The sequence below is a fragment of the Aeromonas sp. s13 genome, assembly GCF_040907905.1.
Classification (GTDB): Bacteria; Pseudomonadota; Gammaproteobacteria; order Enterobacterales; family Aeromonadaceae; genus Aeromonas; species Aeromonas veronii.
In genome coordinates this window covers 79897-99967 of the sequence record NZ_JBFOCS010000072.1, presented here as the reverse complement: position 1 = coordinate 99967, position 20071 = coordinate 79897, and the positions used below count along the sequence as shown (strand labels likewise).

At 54.6% G+C, this 20071-nt stretch carries 22 protein-coding genes; 17 read left to right on the top strand and 5 right to left on the bottom strand.

The genetic code is table 11. The features are described from left to right. The first annotated feature begins 76 nt into the window (after window positions 1–76). From flaB to AB5Y82_RS14880, 11 genes are all read left to right on the top strand, one after another. Window positions 77–982: a flagellin B gene (flaB, locus tag AB5Y82_RS14930; RefSeq protein WP_111899735.1), complete on the top strand. Its 906-nt coding sequence runs from the start codon at window positions 77–79 to the stop codon at window positions 980–982. Between the two features lie 33 nt (window positions 983–1015). Continuing rightward, window positions 1016–1456, top strand: coding sequence for a flagellar protein FlaG (locus tag AB5Y82_RS14925; RefSeq protein WP_111899736.1), 441 nt, complete (start codon window positions 1016–1018; stop codon window positions 1454–1456). A 27-nt stretch (window positions 1457–1483) separates the two neighbouring features. After that, window positions 1484–2893 (top strand): flagellar filament capping protein FliD, encoded by a 1410-nt coding sequence (gene fliD / locus AB5Y82_RS14920; RefSeq protein ID WP_111899737.1) that lies wholly within the window; start codon window positions 1484–1486, stop codon window positions 2891–2893. Between the two features lie 25 nt (window positions 2894–2918). Then, window positions 2919–3341 (top strand): flagellar export chaperone FliS, encoded by a 423-nt coding sequence (fliS, locus tag AB5Y82_RS14915; RefSeq protein WP_111899738.1) that lies wholly within the window; start codon window positions 2919–2921, stop codon window positions 3339–3341. After that, complete coding sequence (locus AB5Y82_RS14910; RefSeq protein ID WP_111899739.1) at window positions 3338–3637, top strand: hypothetical protein; 300 nt, start codon at window positions 3338–3340, stop codon at window positions 3635–3637. Before fliS ends, AB5Y82_RS14910 begins: the two co-directional genes overlap by 4 nt. A 6-nt stretch (window positions 3638–3643) precedes the next feature. Continuing rightward, window positions 3644–5728, top strand: a complete 2085-nt coding sequence (locus tag AB5Y82_RS14905; RefSeq protein WP_368174165.1) for a 6-hydroxymethylpterin diphosphokinase MptE-like protein — start codon at window positions 3644–3646, stop codon at window positions 5726–5728. Window positions 5729–5813: 85 nt separating this feature from the next. After that, entirely contained in the window at window positions 5814–7433 is a 1620-nt protein-coding gene (locus AB5Y82_RS14900; protein ID WP_111899741.1) for an HAD family hydrolase, read from the top strand. Continuing rightward, the gene (locus AB5Y82_RS14895) at window positions 7426–7659 is read left to right on the top strand and encodes an acyl carrier protein (RefSeq protein ID WP_159143509.1); all 234 of its coding nucleotides are present in this window, start codon (window positions 7426–7428) and stop codon (window positions 7657–7659) included. Before AB5Y82_RS14900 ends, AB5Y82_RS14895 begins: the two co-directional genes overlap by 8 nt. After that, the gene (locus tag AB5Y82_RS14890; protein WP_201296177.1) at window positions 7656–8411 is read left to right on the top strand and encodes an AAC(3) family N-acetyltransferase; all 756 of its coding nucleotides are present in this window, start codon (window positions 7656–7658) and stop codon (window positions 8409–8411) included. The genes AB5Y82_RS14895 and AB5Y82_RS14890 overlap by 4 nt, the downstream gene beginning before the upstream one ends. Beyond that, window positions 8408–8815 carry a VOC family protein gene (locus AB5Y82_RS14885; protein WP_159143510.1) on the top strand — a complete coding sequence of 136 codons (408 nt, stop codon included), beginning with the start codon at window positions 8408–8410 and terminating at the stop codon, window positions 8813–8815. Before AB5Y82_RS14890 ends, AB5Y82_RS14885 begins: the two co-directional genes overlap by 4 nt. Next, on the top strand, window positions 8799–10127 hold the full coding sequence (locus AB5Y82_RS14880) for a DUF4910 domain-containing protein (protein WP_159144568.1): 1329 nt from the start codon (window positions 8799–8801) through the stop codon (window positions 10125–10127). Before AB5Y82_RS14885 ends, AB5Y82_RS14880 begins: the two co-directional genes overlap by 17 nt. Here AB5Y82_RS14880 and AB5Y82_RS14875 read toward each other — a convergent pair. From AB5Y82_RS14875 to pseF, 5 genes are read right to left on the bottom strand one after another with little or no spacing between them, the layout of a single operon-like run. Beyond that, complete coding sequence (locus tag AB5Y82_RS14875; protein ID WP_159143511.1) at window positions 10124–10360, bottom strand: hypothetical protein; 237 nt, start codon at window positions 10358–10360, stop codon at window positions 10124–10126. The genes AB5Y82_RS14880 and AB5Y82_RS14875 overlap by 4 nt on opposite strands. Beyond that, a complete protein-coding gene (locus tag AB5Y82_RS14870; protein ID WP_159143512.1) occupies window positions 10357–11649 on the bottom strand; it encodes a motility associated factor glycosyltransferase family protein in 1293 nt (430 codons plus the stop codon). The genes AB5Y82_RS14875 and AB5Y82_RS14870 overlap by 4 nt, the downstream gene beginning before the upstream one ends. Continuing rightward, entirely contained in the window at window positions 11642–12688 is a 1047-nt protein-coding gene (pseI, locus tag AB5Y82_RS14865; RefSeq protein ID WP_368174164.1) for a pseudaminic acid synthase, read from the bottom strand. Before pseI ends, AB5Y82_RS14870 begins: the two co-directional genes overlap by 8 nt. Window positions 12689–12694: 6 nt before the next feature. After that, entirely contained in the window at window positions 12695–13951 is a 1257-nt protein-coding gene (gene pseG, locus AB5Y82_RS14860; protein WP_368174163.1) for a UDP-2,4-diacetamido-2,4,6-trideoxy-beta-L-altropyranose hydrolase, read from the bottom strand. Beyond that, on the bottom strand, window positions 13941–14636 hold the full coding sequence (pseF, locus tag AB5Y82_RS14855) for a pseudaminic acid cytidylyltransferase (RefSeq protein WP_159143515.1): 696 nt from the start codon (window positions 14634–14636) through the stop codon (window positions 13941–13943). Before pseF ends, pseG begins: the two co-directional genes overlap by 11 nt. Before the next feature lie 164 nt (window positions 14637–14800). Between pseF and AB5Y82_RS14850 the strand changes: the two genes are divergently transcribed. The 6 genes from AB5Y82_RS14850 to AB5Y82_RS14825 are packed head-to-tail and all read left to right on the top strand — an operon-like array spanning window position 14801 to window position 19907. Then, window positions 14801–15337, top strand: coding sequence for a GNAT family N-acetyltransferase (locus tag AB5Y82_RS14850; protein WP_043819461.1), 537 nt, complete (start codon window positions 14801–14803; stop codon window positions 15335–15337). Further along, on the top strand, window positions 15334–15567 hold the full coding sequence (locus tag AB5Y82_RS14845) for an acyl carrier protein (RefSeq protein WP_139459750.1): 234 nt from the start codon (window positions 15334–15336) through the stop codon (window positions 15565–15567). The genes AB5Y82_RS14850 and AB5Y82_RS14845 overlap by 4 nt, the downstream gene beginning before the upstream one ends. Beyond that, window positions 15567–16316 (top strand): SDR family NAD(P)-dependent oxidoreductase, encoded by a 750-nt coding sequence (locus AB5Y82_RS14840; RefSeq protein ID WP_159143516.1) that lies wholly within the window; start codon window positions 15567–15569, stop codon window positions 16314–16316. The genes AB5Y82_RS14845 and AB5Y82_RS14840 overlap by 1 nt, the downstream gene beginning before the upstream one ends. Continuing rightward, complete coding sequence (locus tag AB5Y82_RS14835; RefSeq protein WP_159143517.1) at window positions 16313–17671, top strand: AMP-binding protein; 1359 nt, start codon at window positions 16313–16315, stop codon at window positions 17669–17671. Before AB5Y82_RS14840 ends, AB5Y82_RS14835 begins: the two co-directional genes overlap by 4 nt. Further along, window positions 17668–18723, top strand: a complete 1056-nt coding sequence (locus AB5Y82_RS14830; protein ID WP_159143518.1) for an acyl-protein synthetase — start codon at window positions 17668–17670, stop codon at window positions 18721–18723. Before AB5Y82_RS14835 ends, AB5Y82_RS14830 begins: the two co-directional genes overlap by 4 nt. Beyond that, window positions 18702–19907, top strand: a complete 1206-nt coding sequence (locus tag AB5Y82_RS14825; protein ID WP_139444492.1) for an acyl-CoA reductase — start codon at window positions 18702–18704, stop codon at window positions 19905–19907. The genes AB5Y82_RS14830 and AB5Y82_RS14825 overlap by 22 nt, the downstream gene beginning before the upstream one ends. Window positions 19908–20071 lie beyond the last annotated feature (164 nt).

The following is a 20071-nucleotide window of genomic DNA, read 5'->3' as shown; positions in this document are numbered from 1 at the left end:
TGCTCTTCAAACGGTGGGCCGTCGTTTTGTTTGGACGACGCAACCTGCAGTTGCATGTTCTTCGGGAGAATTTTTTATGGCTATGTACATTAACACCAACGTTTCATCACTGAACGCCCAGCGTAACTTGATGAATACCAACAAGTCGCTGGATACCTCCTATACCAGGTTGGCATCCGGCCTTCGTATCAACACTGCCAAAGACGATGCTGCCGGCTTGCAGATCTCCAACCGTTTGACTTCACAGGTTAACGGTTTAGATCAAGGCAACCGTAACGCTAACGATGGTATTTCTGTGGCACAAACTGCAGAAGGTGCGATGGATGAAGTGACCTCCATGTTGCAACGGATGCGCACTTTGGCTCAGCAATCAGCGAACGGTTCCAACAACTCGGATGATCGTGTTGCTTTGCAGCAGGAATATGACCAACTGACGACAGAGATAAATCGTATCTCTGGCGATACCACTTTTGGTGGTCAAAAGCTGCTTGATGGTACTTATAAGGGCTCCTTCCAAGTCGGTGCAGATGCAGGGCAAACAATTACCTTCAAGATGACATCTGCTTTCACGATCAAGGGTATTGCATCTGCGACAAAAGGGAGTGCAACAGTAACTACCACCACCACAGGTGAACCTTATACGATTGGCAAAACAACTACAGCGGTTACTACAACTAGTGTCAGCAGTATCAAAACCGCTAAAGATGCCCAGACAGCCATGGCCAACCTTGATTTCATGATAAAGGCCGTGGATAGCAAACGGGCAGAGCTGGGTGCGGTGCAGAACCGGTTTGACTCGACCATTCGCAACCAGTCCAACGTGTCCGAGAACTTGAGTGCAGCACGTTCGCGTATCCGTGATGCAGACTTTGCGACAGAAACAGCCAACCTGACCAAGCAGAATATCCTGCAGCAGGCGGCATCAAGTATCCTGGCGCAAGCCAACCAAAGACCGCAATCTGCTCTGTCCCTGTTGGGTTAACGGGCAGTGATGAGATAGAAAAGGAGCGACGATATGGCCAATGACATTGGAATTCCCTCATCGGTCACTCCTTCTTCTCTTCAGTCAAGTAGCAAGAGCGGCCAATCGGCCGCTCAAGTGCTATCTGGCATGGCGGAAGAGCAGCGGGTGATGACACAGGATGTGGAAAAGCAACAAGAGGAGCGAGCCAAAGAGAAGGTTCGCAAATCCGATGTCTCAGATAAGGACATTGAAAAAGAGGTACAAAACTTGCAGGAGTTCAGCAAGTTGCAGGGATGGACCGTCAACTTCAGCGTCGAAAAGGATCTCGAGCAAGTTGTTATCAAGGTGATGGACGCCAATACCAAGTCAATGATCCGTCAGATCCCAAGTGAAGAGTTGCTGTCTATCAGCAAACGGCTCAAGGATCTGCGTGAAGGTGATGTAATAGGTGGTGGCTCAAGAGTCGGATTATTGCTTGATAAAGAGATTTAATACGTAAGTTTTACGAGGAGAGTGAGAATGGCCACTATTACGTCTGCTGGTGCGGGTTCACAGCTGGATCTGGAGTCTGTTATTGCTGCGAGTGTCAATGCCAAGAAAGCACAACTGATGCAGCCCATAACCACCAAAAAGACCAATGCCCAGATCACTCTCTCAGGGGTTGGACAGTTGAAATCGGCTATCGCCTCTTTTGTGACGACACTCCAGGCCATGTCCAAGGATGATGCGTTTAATAAACGCGCCATAAACATCACCCAAGACAAAGATAATCCGGTGCTCAAGGTGGAGAGCAAAACGGGTTCCTCTAACGGGCAATACGATATAACTGTCGAAAAATTGGCGAAGGCCAGCAAATTTGAAGGTAGTTTTGACTCTTCGACTACTCCAATGATCACTCAAGATGGAACCTTGACCTTTAAGGCTGGTGATAAGACCTTTGATGTGGATGTGAAGGCGGGGGATTCGCTACAGTCCATTCGTAAACGCATCAATAATGATGGTAATAATTTTGGTCTTAATGTCAACATCATGAACACATCTGATGGTAAATCTAAACTTGTGATTGACTCTGGGGTTAGCGGGAGTGGCAAGGATCTGGTGATCACCGGAAGTACCACTGAGTTGGCAGATAACTTCACTTCTAAATTGTCAAAAACTCAATCCGCGCAAGATGCTCAAATCAAGGTAGATGGAAACACGCTGACCAGTGCTACCAACACATTTGATGGCACTATAGTTGGCCTCAAACTGACAGTTTTGAGGGAATCTGATAGTACGAGTACGACTGCAAGCGATGGTTCTGTGACCAAGACTTACAAGTCCAACAAAGTTGACGTGACCACCGACAAAGCTGGCATCAAGGACATGGTCAAGAGCTTTGTCGACGGCTATAACGCGCTGGTGAAGAAAAGCAATGAGCTTGGCAAGCGCAACTCTATCGTGGCAGGGAAAAGCCAGAATGATGGTGGTGCTCTGGCGGGCGATGCAACGACGCGTGCCGTGGTCAATATGATGAATGGCACCATCACCGAGCCTTCGCAAAAGTCCTCTACTTACTCAACGATTTTCCAGATGGGTATAAAGATGGATAACAAGGGGGTATTGTCTATCGACGATACCAAATTCAACGAAGCTATCGACAAGAATTTCGATCAGGTAGTGGCGGTTTTTGGCGGCAAGGATGGGGTTGCAGGTCAGCTGGCCAGCCAGCTGGAAACCTACTCCAAGACCGGTGGTTTGCTGGCGAAAAGGGAAGACTCTTTGAATTCCGATCTGCGCGAAGTGAGCCGCAAAGAGTCCGATGTTGCCACTCAACTGACCAAGTATCAAGAGACCTTGCGGGCCCGGTACGGAAGCCTGGATGCCATGTTGGCCAAGATGAACAAGTCGGCTTCATATTTGAATCTGCTGAATACCCAAAATAGTTAATTTGAATTTATGAGTGGTGTCTCATATGTATCGTAAAAATATAAAAGCCTATACCACCCAGAATCTGCAATCCGAATTGGCAGTAGCTGATCCTTACCGTGTGATTCAACTTTTGATGCAAGGGGGCCTGGAGCGTCTGGCTCAGGCTCGCGGTGCCATCGAACGTCGAGATTTTGAGCAAAAATCCCAATCTATCTCCAAAGCCATGGCTATCATCAACGGGCTTCAAGATTCGCTTGATCTCTCTTATGGTAAGGTTCCCGAAGATCTTTTTGCCCTTTATGACTATATGAAATTTCGGATGATGGATGCCAGCCGTGATATGGATATTACAGCTATCGATGAGGTGATAAATCTGATGCTGACCGTGAAAAGCGGTTGGGATGCCATTCCTGTCGAGGAGCGTGACAAGGCCTTGGCTCAACAAAAGATGGGCCGAGTCGAATGAGTAATAACCGTTTGCCAGAATTAATCGCAGCAGGTCAAGAGTTACTGACCTTGTTCGAACAAGAGGATGTGCAAATGGCTGAACAGTTGATCGATCATTATCTCATTCTCCTTGATGCTGTTTTCCAGCATATCCAGCCACATGTAGTTATTGATATGGAGCACCAACAAGCATTGGTGCAGTTTCAAACCTTACATGAGCGGATAGAATATGCAAAGAATCAGACAGAAACAGCTTTGTGGAAACTTTCAAAAGCAGGTCGAGCATCTGATATGTACAAGCTGAACGCGGGTTAGTACTACATGGATATTCATAAAAAAATTACAGATATAGAAAATGAGTTGGCCCGACTCGCGCAGCAAAAGCAGCAAGAAACTGCAATGCAGGAGGTGCTTCCGCTGCGCTATGAACTCAACATGGCTGCGTTTGCCAAGTACATGCCCGCCATTCATGACTTTTTCAAGGAGTACCAGCCTGCCAGGCCTTTTCGCTTCTTCTGTAACGAAAACGGCGTTCCCAATATTCTGTGGCTCGACGAGGGTATCTCGCTTTATGGGGATGATCCATTTAGTGAGGTTCAGTCGCAGATTGCCGAGGTCATTGAACACAGCGTCTTGCAGTGCATCGATTTTGTGCCCCAGTGGTATAGCGATGGCCAAATCCATATCAAATACAACAATGAAATCTCCAAATTAAAAGAGAACTCAGCTCTGGAAGGGTTGCGTCTAAACGCAGCATTACATACCGATATTCCTCTGGCTCTGATGTATGGCATTGGCTTGGGCTACCAGCTCGGTTGTTTATATGAACAGTGCAAGATCAAGAATCTGTTTGCTTTCGAACCTGATCTTGACATGTTTTATGCCTCGCTCTTCTGCTTTGACTGGCATCAGTTGATCGCCTACATGGAGGAGGAGTCGATCACTCTTCACCTCTTTATCGGTGTTGACGAGCAATTACTGGTCGCTGACATGATGGAAGCCTTGCATCGCAAGGGGGCATTCTGGTCGGCGAGCTATTTCTCGTTCTGTCATTACCACTCGCCGAAGCTGCACGCCTTGATCACACAGGTGGAAAACGAGTTTTATCTGCTCAAGACAGGATGGGGATTCTTTGATGACAACATCTATGCGCTTGCCCATAGCCACACCCATCTGCAAGATGGCACCCCCTTCCTGAAACGGTGGCGTGATACCCGTGCCTTCGAGCAGGTGCCGATCTTCGTGATCGGTAATGGCCCTTCGCTGGATCAGAGCATCGAGTTCATCCGGCAGCATCAGCAGCAGGCCATCATCATTGCCTGCGGTACAGCGGTGAGCGCGCTTTACAAAGCTGGCGTAAAACCGGATATCTATGTTGCAGTGGAGCGCACCAAAAGTTCAGCAGATTTTCTTAGCATCCTCAACGCCGATGACTTTCTCAAGGATACGGTGTTCCTGAGCGTTGATGTCATCCATCCTGAATGCAAGCGCTTCTTTCGCAAAACAGGATTGGCATTCAAGCCCAACGAGCCAATGTTCTCCATGCTGATTAGCGCATTTGGTCAGGCATTCGAGTACGATACTATCGAATTTTCCAACCCGTTCGTCGGTAATACCGGCCTCAATTATGCGGCCTTGCTTGGCTTCAAGCAGGTATATCTGTTTGGCATAGACAATGGCTATAAAACAGCCGGACAGCATCACTCCAGCCTTAGTCTCTATTACAACGACAAGCAAGAGGCGAAATACGAGGAAAATTTAAAGGATACTTTCCCGGCACCGGGTAACTTTGGCGAGGAAGTGCGTATAAACCATCTATTTGGGCTAGCCATTCATAATATGGCCAGTGTATTGCGTGATTATCCCGAGATGCAGTGCGTCAACAGTAGTGACGGCGCTTATATAGAAGGGGCAATCCCTCGTCGTGTTGAATCGTTGCAACCTGAATGGCCGGTACTCGACAAAATCCCGCTCATGGATGAAGTTATGGCCACTTGTTTCCAGTCCTTTGACATGAGCAGCGTTGATTTCGCTGCTGCATTGCAGGTGCCGCTGTTCGTTGAGCTGGTAGACAAGTTACGCGATGACTGGCGCCAAGTAGCCTGTGAACACAATGCGGTATTGGCCATGATGCAACGCCATCACGACTATCTGCTCTATCTGCTGATGAGCCGCGAATCACATCTCTATCGTGTGTTGATTGGTTCAATTAACTATTTCTACGCCAATATCATCAGCCTAATGATGGCGCAGGTGACAGCAGAACCCGAGGTGCTGGCGGGCAAGATAAAAGAGGCGCAGGCAATTCTGGAGTTATTCTTCGAGGATAGCAAAGTGATGTATGCCGATGCGTTCGATGGCCATGATACCACCTACTTTACCGGCCTGGATGTGTTCAAGCGTTAGTCCTTGAATCGGATGGGGATGACACTGTTCATCTCCATTCCCTAACAGTATGATATAGAAGTATTTAATCCTTTCAGGTGCATATATGGCCACCCTTTCCCTGGCATCCACCGCATTTCTCATGCCCGGTAATGTGGCATGGGCTCCTTTGGCCCGACATGCACAGTTGCAATTTTGTCCTCAAGGTCAATGGCAGCCGATGGCCGCTTGTGACGGACATCTGGTGCTCTGGTTTTGGGAACAACTGCTGACCGACAGCGAATGCCAGCATTGGCACACCTTGGCTGAATCTGCATTGTCCGAAACCATCGACACCTGGTTGGAAGGATTGCTCTCACCACTGCGGGGGCTCCCTCATCTTTATCTCGGTGCTTGTTCACTGCAAGGAGGCGGTGTGAGTGGCGCTCTTCACCCCTGGATGATGCAGCTGGATATCTGTTTTACCCGAGCACTTGCACGTCACCACATTAGGGATTTGGGGCTGGGTCGCTGGCTCTATGAGCAGGGGCGAGCCCATTGTGTGGACGAGCGTAATCGTTACCTTCTTTCTTGTCCTCTCTCGATGCACGGCTTGACCAGCCTTGCCGACTGGATTGCTGCGCGTTGGATGCTTGATCAGGCGCCGATACGCAAGGTGCTGGTGCTCGATTGTGACAATACCCTGTGGGGGGGGGTAGTGGGTGAAGAGGGGTTGACTGGACTGTACCTTGGTCAGGACGGTCTCGGCAAACTCTATCAGTCGTTTCAGGATGCGGCGCTCTATTGGTATCAGCGTGGCGTGTTATTGGCATTGTGCTCTAAAAACGAGCCTGCAGATGTTTGGCTGGTGTTTGAGCAGCATGGCGCCATGAGACTCAAAAGGCGAAATGTTGCAGCGTCTGCCATTGGTTGGGGCTCTAAATCTCAAGGTTTGCGACATATTGCTGCCAGCCTCAATCTGGGGCTTGAGGCCTTGGTCTTCTGGGATGATTCCCCCCTGGAAAGGGCCGAAGTTCGCCATGCCCTGCCACAAGTCGATGTCATTGAACCACCAGCAGATATTTGGGCATGGCCTACAACCTTGCTCACTTATGGGGGGTTCTCGCGTACCTTCAGTGGTGATGACGCTGTTCGTCAGGCCTCCTATCTGGCATTGGCAGATGCCGCCCGGTTACGTAGCGAGGTTGGCAGTGAACAACATTTTCTCGCCTCCTTGTCGTTGCGTGCGTCGATACAGCCGTTGGCGGTGGATAACCTTGCTCGTGCCGAGCAGATCATCCATAAAACCAACCAGTTTAATCTCTCCTGTCAGCGATATGAGGCGAGCGAGCTCAAACGGCTGGCGCAGTCTGGCTGGTGCTGGCTAGTGTCGTTGCAGGATCGCTTTGCCGATCATGGTTTGGTTGGCTTGGTGCTGATCATAAACCTCACGCCCAAACTGGCATTGCTCGATACGCTGGCTCTGAGTTGCAGAGTGTTGTCCAGAGGGCTCGAATATTGGTTACTGGATAGAGTCTCTGCTGCATTGCGCGAGGCGGGGATCGAGCGCTTGGTTATTGGCTCGAACCGTTGTGCACGTAATGAACCTGCGCTGACATGGTTGGCATCCCTGTCGTTGACCCCCTGTGATAATCCGGATCCCACCCGTTTCTCTCATGAGCATTTCCATAGTCTGGCGCTTGCACAGCTGAATTTGCCTTTTTTGGAGTTTTATCACCATGACTGATCTCTTCACTTTGTTAGAACAGCAGTTTCCTTCTGCAACCGTCACGCGAGGCGACTATCAGTTGGGACTTGGGGCCTTTCCGGAATGGGATTCGCTCGGTCATTTTAATTTTCTGTTACTGGTTGAACAGACGTTCTCGGTACGCTTCGAGCCTGAAGAGCTGGCGACGATGAAGCAACTTCAGGATATTCGTGATGCGCTGTTGCGTCGTGGTCTTGCCCTGTGATTGAGGCTCTATCTCATACTTTGAGCACGCTAGGGATCGCGCGCGGAAGTGCCTTGATGGTTCACTCTGACGCTATGGCTGTAGCCCAGTTTCCTGGTCAGAGTAATAACGCTGGAATGCACGCTTTTTGGAGCGGGATACAGGAGTGGCTTGGAGACGAGGGCACTCTGTTGGTGCCTACATTCACTTATAGCCTGACACGCCAGGTATGTTTCGACCGGGTGACGTCTCCCAGTGAAGTGGGCCTGATGACGGAACTGTTTCGCACTCTGCCTGATGTGGGGCGTACCCGCGACCCTATCTTCAGCATGGCCGTATGGGGGGCGGGGGGGGACGAGATTATTACCGCTGGCGGTCATGACTGTTTTGGTCAAGATAGCCCCTTTGCCTGGTTGGCTGCCCATGATGGCTGGATTGCCGGTTTTGCTTGCCATCCCGATCGCATTACCTTCACCCACTATGTTGAGCAGCAACTTGGTGTCGATTATCGCTTTATGAAGCGCTTCGAGGGTGAAATCTGCGAGGGCGGTGCTGTGCGCCCCTGGTATTGTGACTACTTTGTGCGAAGACTCGATCTGGCCAGCGAGATTGATATTTCCCGTCTGGTTGATGCGCTCAAGAGCCAGGACAAGTGGCGACAAGCGCTGTTTGGCAGGTTGCCGGTCTGGGCGGTTCGTTGCGCCGACTTTGCCGCGGTGGCCAAACAACTCATAGCAGATCATCCTCATGCACTCATCCGGGAGGGAGCATGAAACTGCATCATATCGGGTTGGTGGTATCCGAGCTCGAGCTCGGGGTTTGCTATTGCCGCGAGGCTCTCGGGATTTCCCGATTTAGCGAGCCGGTGCTCGATCCTTTGCAGCGGGTACACATCTGTTTTGCATACGATGAGGCTGGGATTTGCTACGAATTGATTGCCCCGGCCGGTGAAGATAGCCCGGTCAGCCAGGCGTTACGTACGCGCCATAACCTGCTCAATCATCTGGCCTATGAAGTGGCAGATATAGCGATGGCAGCCGAACGACTTCGGGCTCAGCGCCACCTTCCCCTCGGGCCCAGCCAGCCGGCTATCGCCTTTGGCGGCGCCCACGTTCAATTTTTCCTAAGCCCGCTTGGGCACATTGTCGAATTGGTTCAGCATACCCATGACTCCTGACACAGATTTTTTACCTGCAGACTGGCAAGACCCGACGCAGATTGGCCAGGCCATGTATGATCTGGCGGCGCGCCTTTATCCTATCAATCGCAGCCTGACCGGTAATGGCGTTCGAGAAAGCCTGGCATTGCTATGCCATTGCCTGCCGGAGTTGCAGGTTCACGAAGTGCTGACCGGTACTGAGTGTTTTGACTGGCAAGTGCCTGAAGAATGGAACGTACGCGAGGCTTACATAGTGGGGCCGGATGGGCGTCGGGTAGTCGATTTTCGCGATCACAATCTGCATCTGGTGGGGTATTCAGAGCCTGTTGATACGATTCTGTCCTTGGAAGAACTGCAGCCGCACCTGCACTCGTTACCGGAGTTGCCTGATGCCATTCCTTATGTCACTTCCTACTACCGGCGTCGGTGGGGCTTTTGTCTGACTCACAGGGTTCGTGAACAGTTGCAGCCAGGGCAGTACCGGGTAGTGATCGATGCGACGCTTGCTCCGGGGTCACTGACTTATGCAGATATGTGTTTGGCAGGAGAGAGCAAGCAAGAGATCCTGCTGTCAAGCTATCTTTGCCATCCATCCATGGCCAACAACGAGCTTTCGGGTCCCTTGGTCGGTGTGTTTTTGATGGCCTGGCTCGCCAGTATGCCGCGTCGCCGGTATAGCTATCGCCTCATATTAGTGCCTGAAACGTTGGGCGCCATTGTGTACCTGTCACGCCATTTGGCACACCTGCAAGCACAGACGCTGGCGGGGTTCAACCTCTCTTGTCTTGGGGATGAACGTGGTTACTCCTATTTGCCCTCACGCCGTGGTGGTACATTGGCTGACAGAGCCGCATTGCACGCTCTTGCCCACATTGACCCGGGATTTCATCGTTTCAGCTTTCTGGATCGAGGTTCCAATGAGCGTCAGCTGTGCGCTCCCGGGGTTGACCTGCCGATCGCCTCGATTATGCGCACCAAATATGGTTGTTACCCTGAGTATCACACCTCGCTTGATGATCTCTCTATCGTAACGCCTGCTGGCTTGGCGGGAGGCTTTATGGCAGTGCGCAGGGCAATTGAATGTATTGAGCTGGATGGACGTTATCGAGTAACGGTGCTTTGCGAGCCACAAATGGGCAAGCGCGGTCTTTATCCGGATCTATCGACCCGCTGGTCAGGATGGGCTGTGCGGGACATGATGAACCTCCTTGCTTACAGTGATGGAGAGATGACCCTGTTCGAGATTGCCGAGACGATCCACATTCCATTCTGGCAAGCCCGCCAGCTGGCAGACATGTTGCTCGAAGCTGGCTTGCTCAGTCCGGTCTAGGTGCTTAACAGGGCTGCCAGTTCACTTTCCAGCCAATCGGCTAACCCAAGCCAGTCATGGCGCTCTTGACATGCCAGCAAGGCGCCAATGATTCTGGCTGCTTCGTTGTGATGTTCCTGTGGGAGCGTCAGCAACACCTGTTCGAGCAAATCAGGCAGGGTCAGGGCACTCTCCACATGATGGCCGAGCCGAAAACGGTGGGCGAGGGAGATGCAATGGTGTTTGAGCGTCATGATGCAAAGTCCGGATGATATTCACTACCGAGCAGAGCTGAACCATCTCGGCTGCTGTTCCAGAAATGAACTTCGGGATGGGCTGCCATATAGCGTTCCAGCTCAATTTGATAGGTTGTGAAGTTGGGATTGGTACTGACCCGTTTCCCATGGCCATCTACGGCCCAGCTCAGTGCCTGACTGGCGCTGGGGCCGAGAGCTCCGTCTTGCCAACCGGCATGGGTCTGGCCGCCAGGGAAGGCAAAATCGCAACCAAGCAGGAGTACCTCAGTGCATCCGATCTGTACTGCCAGATCGACGGTCGGATGAATGACGCTTCCTCCCTGATGCAGGGTTCCCTTGGGATGTTCCCGAGCCAGCGCTGCATACATGGGGCTGGCTGAGTAGGTGGTAAGCCGTGGTCCTGGCCAAGCATTCAGAGTATCGGATGGTACCATGGGCGCGTAGACAAGAGGGACTGTATCCAACCCTGCTCCTGGCAACCTGTCCGGGGTAATAGCATCATCGATACTGACTACCACATGAGGTGCAAGGCCATAACTGCGTAACGAAACCAGTGCTGTATCGACGCAAATCACCAGCCAGTCTGGATGATGATCCAGCCAGCCAGCCAGTTTTGGCAGATGTTGTGCTAGGGTGGGTCCACTGGCGATGATCAGTGCGCTGCCATCAGGACGAGAGCCAAATAGAGAGCTGACGTCACCATCACTTGCCACCAGAGACATATTCTCAGTCAGCCGGCTTAAGATCCGTGGCGATGCGGGATCAAAGCGCTGGCGAGTGTACCCAGCCAGTATCTCGCTCATCAAACGTCCACGAATACGACAAGCACTCTCTTCTGCCAGCTCCAGTTCACTGGGTAGAGCGAAGAAGGGCAGGAGTATCTCCTGCTCGTCGCAAGCCATGGTTAGATGCACTCGGGGGTCTTGCAGCCAATCATCCTGTTCGAGCAGCGCCAGTACCAAAGTGAAAAGAGTTTGGTTGAGGATATGGATATGCAGGGTGCGCAGATCGCTGCGCGCCAGTAATGTTCGCGGCAAATCGCCAAGGCCTGTGCCGTACAGGTGTAGAACCGGAGCCATAGGCAGACTGGCTGCTTGCAATTCGGCTTCTGCTACCCGGTTGTGACGACTTGTCAGCTGGATGCCATTGACCAGCAGCGTGCTGCTGATGCCTTCACACAGTTCAACCTGCAGATCGCCCAGCTGTGCCACCGTGAGGTGGGCAGCAAGCCGTGGCCAACGCTGTTCGATGATCGCCAGATGGTGGCGCAACAGATCTTCATTCATCTTCTGCAATCCACTCCCAGTTGAGAGGCTGACAGGCGCTCAGATTGCGGTTGACCCGCTTGCCGATGAGTCGATCGTAATCGGCAGGAGGCAGGCCGAGGGCAGGGCGCACCGACTTGATGTGCTCTGCGGTGAGTTCCTCTCCTGCCGCAATATCTTTGACCAGATAGAGGGAGCGGCGAAACGCTCGGTTGCCCTGTTCGCTTTGTGTGAGCTGGTAGTCAGCCACCCCGAGGGCAGCATGGGCGGTATTGACCGAGGCCACCAGCTCGGTGAGCTCGGCCGGTTCCATGGAGAAGACGCAATCCGGCCCGCCGTCGGCTCGGGCCAGGGTGAAGTGTTTCTCGATGAGGGTCGCCCCAAGCGCAGTGGCGGCGATGGCCGTGGCCGATCCCAGAGTGTGATCAGAGAGACCCACCTCGACCCCGAAGCGCTGGCGTAACATGGGGATGGTACGCAGGTTGTACTCGGCTGCTGGCGCCGGATAGCCGCTGACACAGTGCAGCAGTGCCAGCTGTCCGTTGCCATGCTTGAGCGCCATCTCGACCGCGGCGGCGATCTCGGCCTCGTTCGCCATGCCGGTGGACATGATAAGCGGCTTGCCGGTCTGGGCGGCGTAGCGAATAAGGGGCAAGTCCACCAGCTCGAAGGAGGCGATCTTGTAGGCCGGGCAGTCCAGTGATTCAAGCAAGTCCACCGCACTGAAGTCGAACGGGCTGCTAAAGACCGTCAGGCCCAGCTCGCGCCCTTTGGCAAACAGCGCCTGGTGCCACTCCCAGGGGGTGTGCGCCCACTCATAAAGGTCATAGAGGCTGTGGCCATCCCACAAACCGCCGTGGATCTGAAATTCCGGTCGATCACTTTTGAGGGTGATGGTATCCGGGCGGTAGGTTTGCAGCTTGACGGCGCTGGCACCCGCTGCTTTGGCGGCGGTCATAATAGCCAGGGCGCGGTCCAGATTGCCATTGTGGTTGGCCGACAGTTCGGCAATCACATAGGGAGCATGTTCCTGGTTGATGGGGCGATGATCGATCTGCATCTGTGTTCAGATTCCTGTGCCAAGTTGCCAGCCTTGCGGCGCCGGCTGCCAGGGGGCAGGGGGCGCTATCTGCGGTGGCTCGGCAAGATAGAGGGGAAATTGGGAGAAAATTGTTTGCAAGCGATGTGCCAGCTCTTGCCACTCCGCTGGTTGAAGTGGCCGGGCGGCCTGCCATGTCAGATGCTGACCGTCCAGAGTCAGGGTTAGCAGTGGTTTGTCATCATAGCGTAGTTGCCACTGTTGACCATCAGGTAACAGCTGATAATCGGATTGTGGCAGCAACCAGGCGGTGAGCCGATCCAGCCCCAGCCCGTCGGCCTGTTGCTGACCGCGGAGGCGATAGTCATCTGCTTGCAATTCAAGTCGTTGCAGGGCCTGCATCAGCAGCTCAGGCTCATCCAGTTCGCTCAGGGTCAGCCGCTCTGCCAGCTGAAAGCGGGCGATCACCTCATCGTTAAACTGTTGGTTGTCGACGATGGGCACCGCCAGGGTCGGCAGGCCGAGACAGGCCCGCTCCCAGGTCATGCCGCCTGCAGCGCCAATGGCAAAGTCGTGTTGTTGCATCAGTTGCGCCATCTGGTCGCTCTGGCGCAGCAGCACCAGATCGAGGTCGGTCAGTTCAGCCACTCTCTGTTCCAGCTCGGGCCAGAAGGGATTGGCGCCGCCCGCCACCAGGGTCCACCGGATAGTGCGGGCCCAAGGCAGTCGAGCCAGGCTGTTGAGGGTGATGAGGCAGGCTCCGGCCGGATCGGCACCACCAAAGCAGATGAGGCCACGTTGCCACTGGCTGACCTTTTGGCGTGCAAGCTGGCGATAGGCAGGGCGCAGCAGGGCATAGTCGGTGCCCAACAGCAGCCGACAGTCGGCAGGGACGAGTGACTGGTAATCGGCTGTGCTGCGCAGTGGCCCCTGATCCAGCAGCAACTGACCATGATGAGGGCGATCGGCCAGATCGTCGATCACCAGCAACTGACCACAGTGGATTGCCAGTGTCTGCTCGATCTGTCGATCAATCTGGTAGTGATCACACACCAGCCACTCCGGGACCAAGGTGGGCAAGGGGCCTGCATCGTCCAGACTACAAAGAGCGTGATGCTGGTGGGAGTGCAGCAGTGGCAAGAGGTGCATAGGTAGCTGATGGCAGAGGAAGTGGCACTCGGCGCCAGCCGTTTTCAGCCGATCGGCAATGGCCAGACAGCGCATCAGATGACCCAGCCCAATCTCGGCCCCGGCATCGAGCCGGAAGGCTACCTTAAACGTCATCTTGGGCCAGCACTTGATAGAGCAATTCGGCCAGGTGCCAATCTTCCGGTGTATCGATATCGACCACCCTGTGTCTTGGCAGAATATGGCCGATCCCCTCTCCGCCGACGGGGCTGATCCCGCCCAACCAGGCAGCCCGCGTCCCCCAATAGAACTGGCCTGCATCCTGATAGGCAGGCTCCAGATCCTGAGAGCGTTTCGTCATCTGCTCCGGCCAGAAGGGGGTGACCCGGCCCTGCTCATCCATGCGCACGGCGCGCTGGATAGGGAAGCCGAATTCGGCCACGGTGTAGACAAATGGAGCATTACTTGCGATCAGTCGCTGATGGGCGGCCTTCAAGTCATCGGCTTGAATAAGCGGGACAGTGGCATAGATGCAGCAGTAGTGCTCTGCCTGGATGCCGAGCTGGTCGAGCCGCTGGATTGTGTCGATCACCACAGGGGTGGTACCGGTGTGATCATCGGCGAGGTTGGCTGGCCGCAGAAATGGCACATCCGCGCCCAGTTGACGGGCGACCTTGGCAATCTCCTCATCATCGGTGGAGACCACCACCTTGCTGAAACAGCCAGATTTTTGCGCCGCCAGGATGGCATAGGCGAGCATGGGCTGGCCGCAGAAGGGACGGATATTCTTGCGTGGAATGCGTTTGCTGCCACCCCGGGCTGGGATAATGGCGATGGCCATGATGGGCTCTCTCTGCTGGATTAATGACTGGCCAAAGCCAGGATAATCGATGACAACTCTTTGATTATTTTTGATATTATACTGGTTTTTCTCCTTGTATTATCGATTTTTGCTACGGAATGGCAGCTGTGTGGTCGATAAGAGAGACAGGTCATGAAAAGTGGATGGCGTTTAAGATGAGCTATGGCGTTGAGTTACGCCCGATAGAGCCGTGGGATCTTCCTGCCTTGCGACGTTGGCGCAATAAGGATGAGGTGCGAATGCAGATGGTATCCCAGACGCGTATCTCACCACGGCAACAGCGCCAATGGTTCGCCGCCACCCGTGAGCGACAGGATCAGCAGCACTGGGTGCTCTGGTGCAAGGGCGTGCGCGCGGGTTACGTCAATCTGAAAGGTGAGTGCCAGGGTAAGCTGCAGGGTCAGGCGATTGCCGATGCGGGACTCTATCTGGGCAACTCGACCGTACGGCATCCCATGTTGGCGATTGCTGCTGCCTTATCCCAGCTTGATCAGGGTTTTGATGAGCTGCACATCGGTTGTATCCGGACCCTGGTTCGGGAGAACAATCGCTCGGCCCTGCGCTTGAATGAACAACTGGGTTACCGTCAGATAGGGCAAGAGAACGGATTTTTCGCATTGGAATTGCTGCCTGCGGATTACTATGCCGCCCGTGAGCGGCTACGGAGATTTTTCAGATGACAATCGCATTGGAACAGGTTTTTGCCGAGGCTCTGGGTATCGATATCGGCAGCGTCAGCGATGGGCTGGCCTACAATAGCATCCCGCAGTGGGATTCCGTCGCCCACATGGGGCTGATTGCCCAGTTGGAGGATAACTACGGTGTATTGCTCGACACCGATGACATTATCGACATGAGCTCGGTCGGCAAGGCGCGTGAGATCCTGGCCAAATACGGGATCGCTTTCTGATGACGGGGCTGCTGCAAGGCAAACGGGTGTTGATCACCGGTGCCGGGCGTGGCATCGGCCTTGCCATTGCCCGTCAGTTTGCCTCTCAGGGGGCTGAACTGTGGCTGGGAGGCCGTGATGAGGTGGCGATGAGCCAGCTGGCTACCGCGCTCGGTTCAGAGTTTGGCGTGCCCTGCCAGCCTCTCTGTTTTGATGTGGCTGATCCGTCGGCGGTCAAGCAGGCCTTTCAACAGCTTTTTACCCAGAGCCGATCGCTGGATGTGCTGGTCAACAATGCCGGCATGCTGGAAGAGGCGTTATTGGGGATGGCGAGCCAGGTCCATCTGCAAAAGACGTTTAGCAACAACACCTTTAGCGTGATCTACAGCAGCCAGTATGCCGTCCGCCTGATGCAACGCAGCGGTGGTGGCAGCATCATCAATCTCGCCTCCCTGATGGGGCAGGTGGGGGCGGCGGGGCTCAGCAGCTATGCCGGCAGCAAGGCGGCGGTGATCGGTATTACCCAGTCACTGGCCAAGGAGCTGGCCGCCAGCCAGATCCGGGTCAATGCGATTGCCCCAGGTTTTATTGATACCGATATGGCGCACGCCATCCCGCAAGATAAGTTTGCCGAGCGGGTGGCCAGCATCGCAATGGGGAGGATTGGTACGCCAGATGAAGTGGCCAAGGTGGCCCTGTTTCTTGCATCCGACTTGTCGAGCTATGTGACCGGACAGGTGATTGGGGTCGATGGGGGGATGGTGATTTGAGCCAGCCTGATTTGTTGACACATCTGGTTGAAAGTAATGACGAGCCAGCCTGGCGAGACCCGCAAGAGGGGTGGCTCAGTTATGGGGAGCTGGCTCGGCGTGTGGCGCAGTTGGCCACCACCTATCCCGTTGGTCGTCATTTGGTCTACCTGCCATTTGTGACGTCCACCCTGCATCTGCTTCACTACTTGCTGGCCCTGCGTGATGGCCACGCCATCATGCTGGCCGACCCTGCACAGGATGCCCAGTTGCACCATGAGCAGTGCCAGCGCTTTGGTGTCAGTCTGCGGGTATTGGAGGATGGGGCAGTTGCGCATCTTGGCGATGCGCCCTCGCTTCACCCTGAGCTGGCCATGCTGCTGCCGACATCGGGCAGTACCGGCTCCTGCAAATGGGTGCGATTGTCGCGAACCAATCTTGATGCAAATGCTGCGGCCATCGCCGAATATCTGGCGCTGAACGGGCGTGAGCGAGCCATCACCTCGTTGCCACTTTTTTACTCCTTTGGTATGTCGGTACTTAACAGCCATCTTTTGGTTGGCGCCTCGCTGGTTTCATGCACTGCCAGTCCCCTTGCGCGCCAATTCTGGGATGAGGTCAATCGCCATCAGGTCACCAGTGTGGCGGGGGTACCGTTTACCTTTCAGATGCTAAACCGCTTGCGTTTTGACTGGGCGCGTTATCCCTGTCTGATGACAATGACCCAGGCCGGAGGACGACTTGAGCCAGCACTGGCAAAACAGTTTGCCGAGCAGGCCGCTGCACTGGGACGCCGTTTTTTCGTGATGTATGGCCAGACCGAAGCGGCACCGCGCATCGCCTGGTTGGCACACGATGAAGTGATGATTGCCCCGGATGCCATCGGCCGTGCCGTACCGGGCGGGTGCCTCTCTCTGCGTCATGAGCCCGGCTTCCCCGACGGGGAGGGGGAGCTGGTTTACCAAGGGCCAAACGTGATGCTTGGCTATGCCGAGCGCCCTGAAGATCTGGTTCGGGAACGTGATATGGATGCGCTCTTTACCGGCGATCTGGCTCGTTGTGATGAGGCGGGCCGATTTTATCTGACCGGGCGACTCAACCGTTTCCTGAAGCTGTTTGGCAAACGGGTAAGCTTGGCTGAAGTGGAGGCCTGGTTGCAGGGGAGGGGCTATGCCTGCGCCGCGACTGGCCGCGATGATCGCCTGCTGGTAGCCATCGAGGCAGATGCGTGCCCCAGTGACGCACTGCAGCTGGAGCTAGCCCGCTGGCTGATGGTGCCGCCATCAAGCGTACGCATCTACCAACATCATTTGCCACGACGCAGCAATATGAAGATTGATTATCCGGCCCTATTAGCTGAGCTGGAGCAGCTATGAACAGGTTGTTTGATGCGCCGGTTTTCGGGCTGCCCCAACAGGAAAAAAGTGGGCTGCTCCTTGCTCGTCTGAATGAATTGACGCAGCGCCATGCGCAGGGGTGCCCAGCCTTTGCCAATATTCTGACGGCGTTTGGCTGGGGTCAGGCCTCGACCTATCAAGAGCTTCCCTATCTGGCCGCTCGCCTGTTCAAATTGGCCCAATGGCAGAGCGTGCCGCAAGAAGAAGTATTCAAGGTGCTCACCTCCTCTGGCACAACCGGAACGCCGTCACGGATCGTGCTGGATCGAGATACAGCCGCCCTGCAGAGCAAGGTGCTGGTGAAAATCTTGCAAGAGTTTGTCGGCAAGCAACGGCTGCCCATGCTGCTGGTGGAGCAACCAGCTCTTATCCAAAACCGCAGCGGTTTTTCAGCCCGAGGCGCCGGTGCGCTTGGGCTCTCCTTCCTTGGCCGAGACCATACCTATGCCCTCGATGAGCAGATGCGGCCCAACTGGCCGGTCATCGAGGCGTTTTGTGACAAATATGCAGGCCAGCCGGTCCTGTTGTTCGGCTTTACCTTCATGGTCTGGCAATGTTTGCTGGAGCCGCTGCGTGAGCGCGGTCTGCAACTGCCGTTGACGCAGGGCACGCTTTTTCACAGTGGTGGCTGGAAGAAGCTGCAGCACCTAGCGGTGGACAATCCTGCCTTCAAGGACCGCTGCCGCGAACAGCTGGGGCTGAGTCGGGTCCACAACTTCTATGGCATGGTGGAGCAGGTGGGGTCGGTGTTTGTCGAGTGCGAGCAGGGCCATCTGCATGCGCCTCTCTTTGCTGAGCTGCTGGTGCGGGATCCGCTGACCCATCGACCGCTCGGGGTCGGCCAACCCGGCTTGTTGCAGGTGATCTCTGCCATTCCCCAAAGTTATCCAGGCCACAGCCTGCTGACCGAGGATCTCGGCGTGCTGCTGGGGGAGGATGATTGCCCCTGCGGCCGTCGTGGCCGTTATTTCCATGTATCAGGACGTCAGCAAGGCGCCGAGGTGAGGGGATGCAGCGACACTTTCCAGTGAGCCGATCAGATGTAGAAGATGTCATGTGGCAAGCGGGGCCAGAGGTTGCTTTCGCGGCTCCCGTCAGCGGCTGGCAAGGTTTTGTCACTCGCCCGCTACCAAGTTTTGCGCCCGTCATAGGTGACTTTGTGGCTGCGCTCTCTGCACGTCTGCAGCAGGGGGGGCGAGAGAATCCGGATTTGGCCGCCTTTGGTTTTTGGTTGCGGCCGCGCCAGATTGAGGTACAGCGCAAGCGCATGGCGGGACGGGCACCGCTGGGGATGGTTTTTCATCTGGTCCCCTCCAACGTGCCGACCGTCGCGTTCTACTCCTGGATCATGGCGCTGCTGATGGGTAATGGTTCCGTGATTCGGCTCTCATCGCGCATCGACCCGGTGCAAGAGGCCATGCTGACCATCCTGAACGAGCTCTTCTCTCTGCCCGAGTGGCAAGAGATTGCCTCGCGTACCCGTTTTATCCGGTATGACCATGACGAGCGCGTCACCGCCTGGCTGTCGGCCCGGTGCCGCCTTCGCATCATTTGGGGCGGTGATGAAACTATCGGCCGGGTACGGGCTATTCCGCTTTCACCCCGCGCTCAGGAAATTGTGTTTCCGGATCGTCGCTCCATGGCGGTATTTGATAGCCAATGGCTCGCCAGCCTGGATGCAGCCGCGTGGCGGCAATTGGTTGCGGCTTTGCAACAAGACTTTACCCGTTTCAATCAACAAGCCTGCGCGTCCCCCACCACCATTTGCTGGTTGGGCACTCCCACCAGTGCGTTGCGCCGTTGTCTGCTCGAAGGGAGCTTCGCCCCATTTGCAGATAATCCCTCCCTGATGATGGAACGCCTTATTAATAGTCAACAAAATGCCGCACATGATGGCCATATGAAGCTTGACACCTTCTCTGGCGTCACCTTATTGACTCCCACCGCCTCTTTGCGGCTTGCACACATCGGAGGAGGTACAGTTGCCGAATTTGTTGCCGATACCCTTGATGAGTTGCTGTTACAGCCTTGGGATATGCAGACCTGTGTCTGGGTTGGGCCAGATAAAATGCGGTTTGAGTATGCGCTACAGCTGTCGCCTTGCTGCCGTATCGATAGGGTGGCAAGTCCGGGACAAGCGCTGGCATTCGAATGGCTCTGGGACGGCATCGACATGCTGGTGGCCTGCAGCCGTCAACTTGCTCGCATTGAATAGTGGATGCCAGGTCACATAAATCAAGTTATATCAATGAATTAGCTTGGTCAGGCACGGCTCTTGCAGTAAATATTGCCATCAAGGGCAGGAAGGGTTGACAGAGACCGTGCGGTAGCCTTGTCCATTTTCTCCAATTCGCTTCTTTTTTACTCTAATTCTGGATT

Excerpts from the sequence above, each read along its gene's own strand:
- AB5Y82_RS14845 (WP_139459750.1), top strand. The coding sequence starts at position 15,334 with ATGACAATCGCATTGGAACAGGTTTTTGCCGAGGCTCTGGGTATCGAT.
- fliS (WP_111899738.1), top strand. The coding sequence starts at position 2,919 with ATGTATCGTAAAAATATAAAAGCCTATACCACCCAGAATCTGCAATCC.
- AB5Y82_RS14875 (WP_159143511.1), bottom strand. The coding sequence starts at position 10,360 with ATGACGCTCAAACACCATTGCATCTCCCTCGCCCACCGTTTTCGGCTC.
- AB5Y82_RS14885 (WP_159143510.1), top strand. The coding sequence starts at position 8,408 with ATGAAACTGCATCATATCGGGTTGGTGGTATCCGAGCTCGAGCTCGGG.
- AB5Y82_RS14840 (WP_159143516.1), top strand. The coding sequence starts at position 15,567 with ATGACGGGGCTGCTGCAAGGCAAACGGGTGTTGATCACCGGTGCCGGG.
- AB5Y82_RS14895 (WP_159143509.1), top strand. The coding sequence starts at position 7,426 with ATGACTGATCTCTTCACTTTGTTAGAACAGCAGTTTCCTTCTGCAACC.
- AB5Y82_RS14850 (WP_043819461.1), top strand. The coding sequence starts at position 14,801 with ATGGCGTTTAAGATGAGCTATGGCGTTGAGTTACGCCCGATAGAGCCG.
- fliD (WP_111899737.1), top strand. The coding sequence starts at position 1,484 with ATGGCCACTATTACGTCTGCTGGTGCGGGTTCACAGCTGGATCTGGAG.
- AB5Y82_RS14925 (WP_111899736.1), top strand. The coding sequence starts at position 1,016 with ATGGCCAATGACATTGGAATTCCCTCATCGGTCACTCCTTCTTCTCTT.
- pseI (WP_368174164.1), bottom strand. The coding sequence starts at position 12,688 with ATGCAGATCGATCATCGCCCCATCAACCAGGAACATGCTCCCTATGTG.
- AB5Y82_RS14825 (WP_139444492.1), top strand. The coding sequence starts at position 18,702 with ATGCAGCGACACTTTCCAGTGAGCCGATCAGATGTAGAAGATGTCATG.
- AB5Y82_RS14900 (WP_111899741.1), top strand. The coding sequence starts at position 5,814 with ATGGCCACCCTTTCCCTGGCATCCACCGCATTTCTCATGCCCGGTAAT.
- AB5Y82_RS14830 (WP_159143518.1), top strand. The coding sequence starts at position 17,668 with ATGAACAGGTTGTTTGATGCGCCGGTTTTCGGGCTGCCCCAACAGGAA.
- AB5Y82_RS14905 (WP_368174165.1), top strand. The coding sequence starts at position 3,644 with ATGGATATTCATAAAAAAATTACAGATATAGAAAATGAGTTGGCCCGA.
- flaB (WP_111899735.1), top strand. The coding sequence starts at position 77 with ATGGCTATGTACATTAACACCAACGTTTCATCACTGAACGCCCAGCGT.
- AB5Y82_RS14910 (WP_111899739.1), top strand. The coding sequence starts at position 3,338 with ATGAGTAATAACCGTTTGCCAGAATTAATCGCAGCAGGTCAAGAGTTA.
- AB5Y82_RS14870 (WP_159143512.1), bottom strand. The coding sequence starts at position 11,649 with ATGAATGAAGATCTGTTGCGCCACCATCTGGCGATCATCGAACAGCGT.
- pseG (WP_368174163.1), bottom strand. The coding sequence starts at position 13,951 with ATGACGTTTAAGGTAGCCTTCCGGCTCGATGCCGGGGCCGAGATTGGG.
- pseF (WP_159143515.1), bottom strand. The coding sequence starts at position 14,636 with ATGGCCATCGCCATTATCCCAGCCCGGGGTGGCAGCAAACGCATTCCA.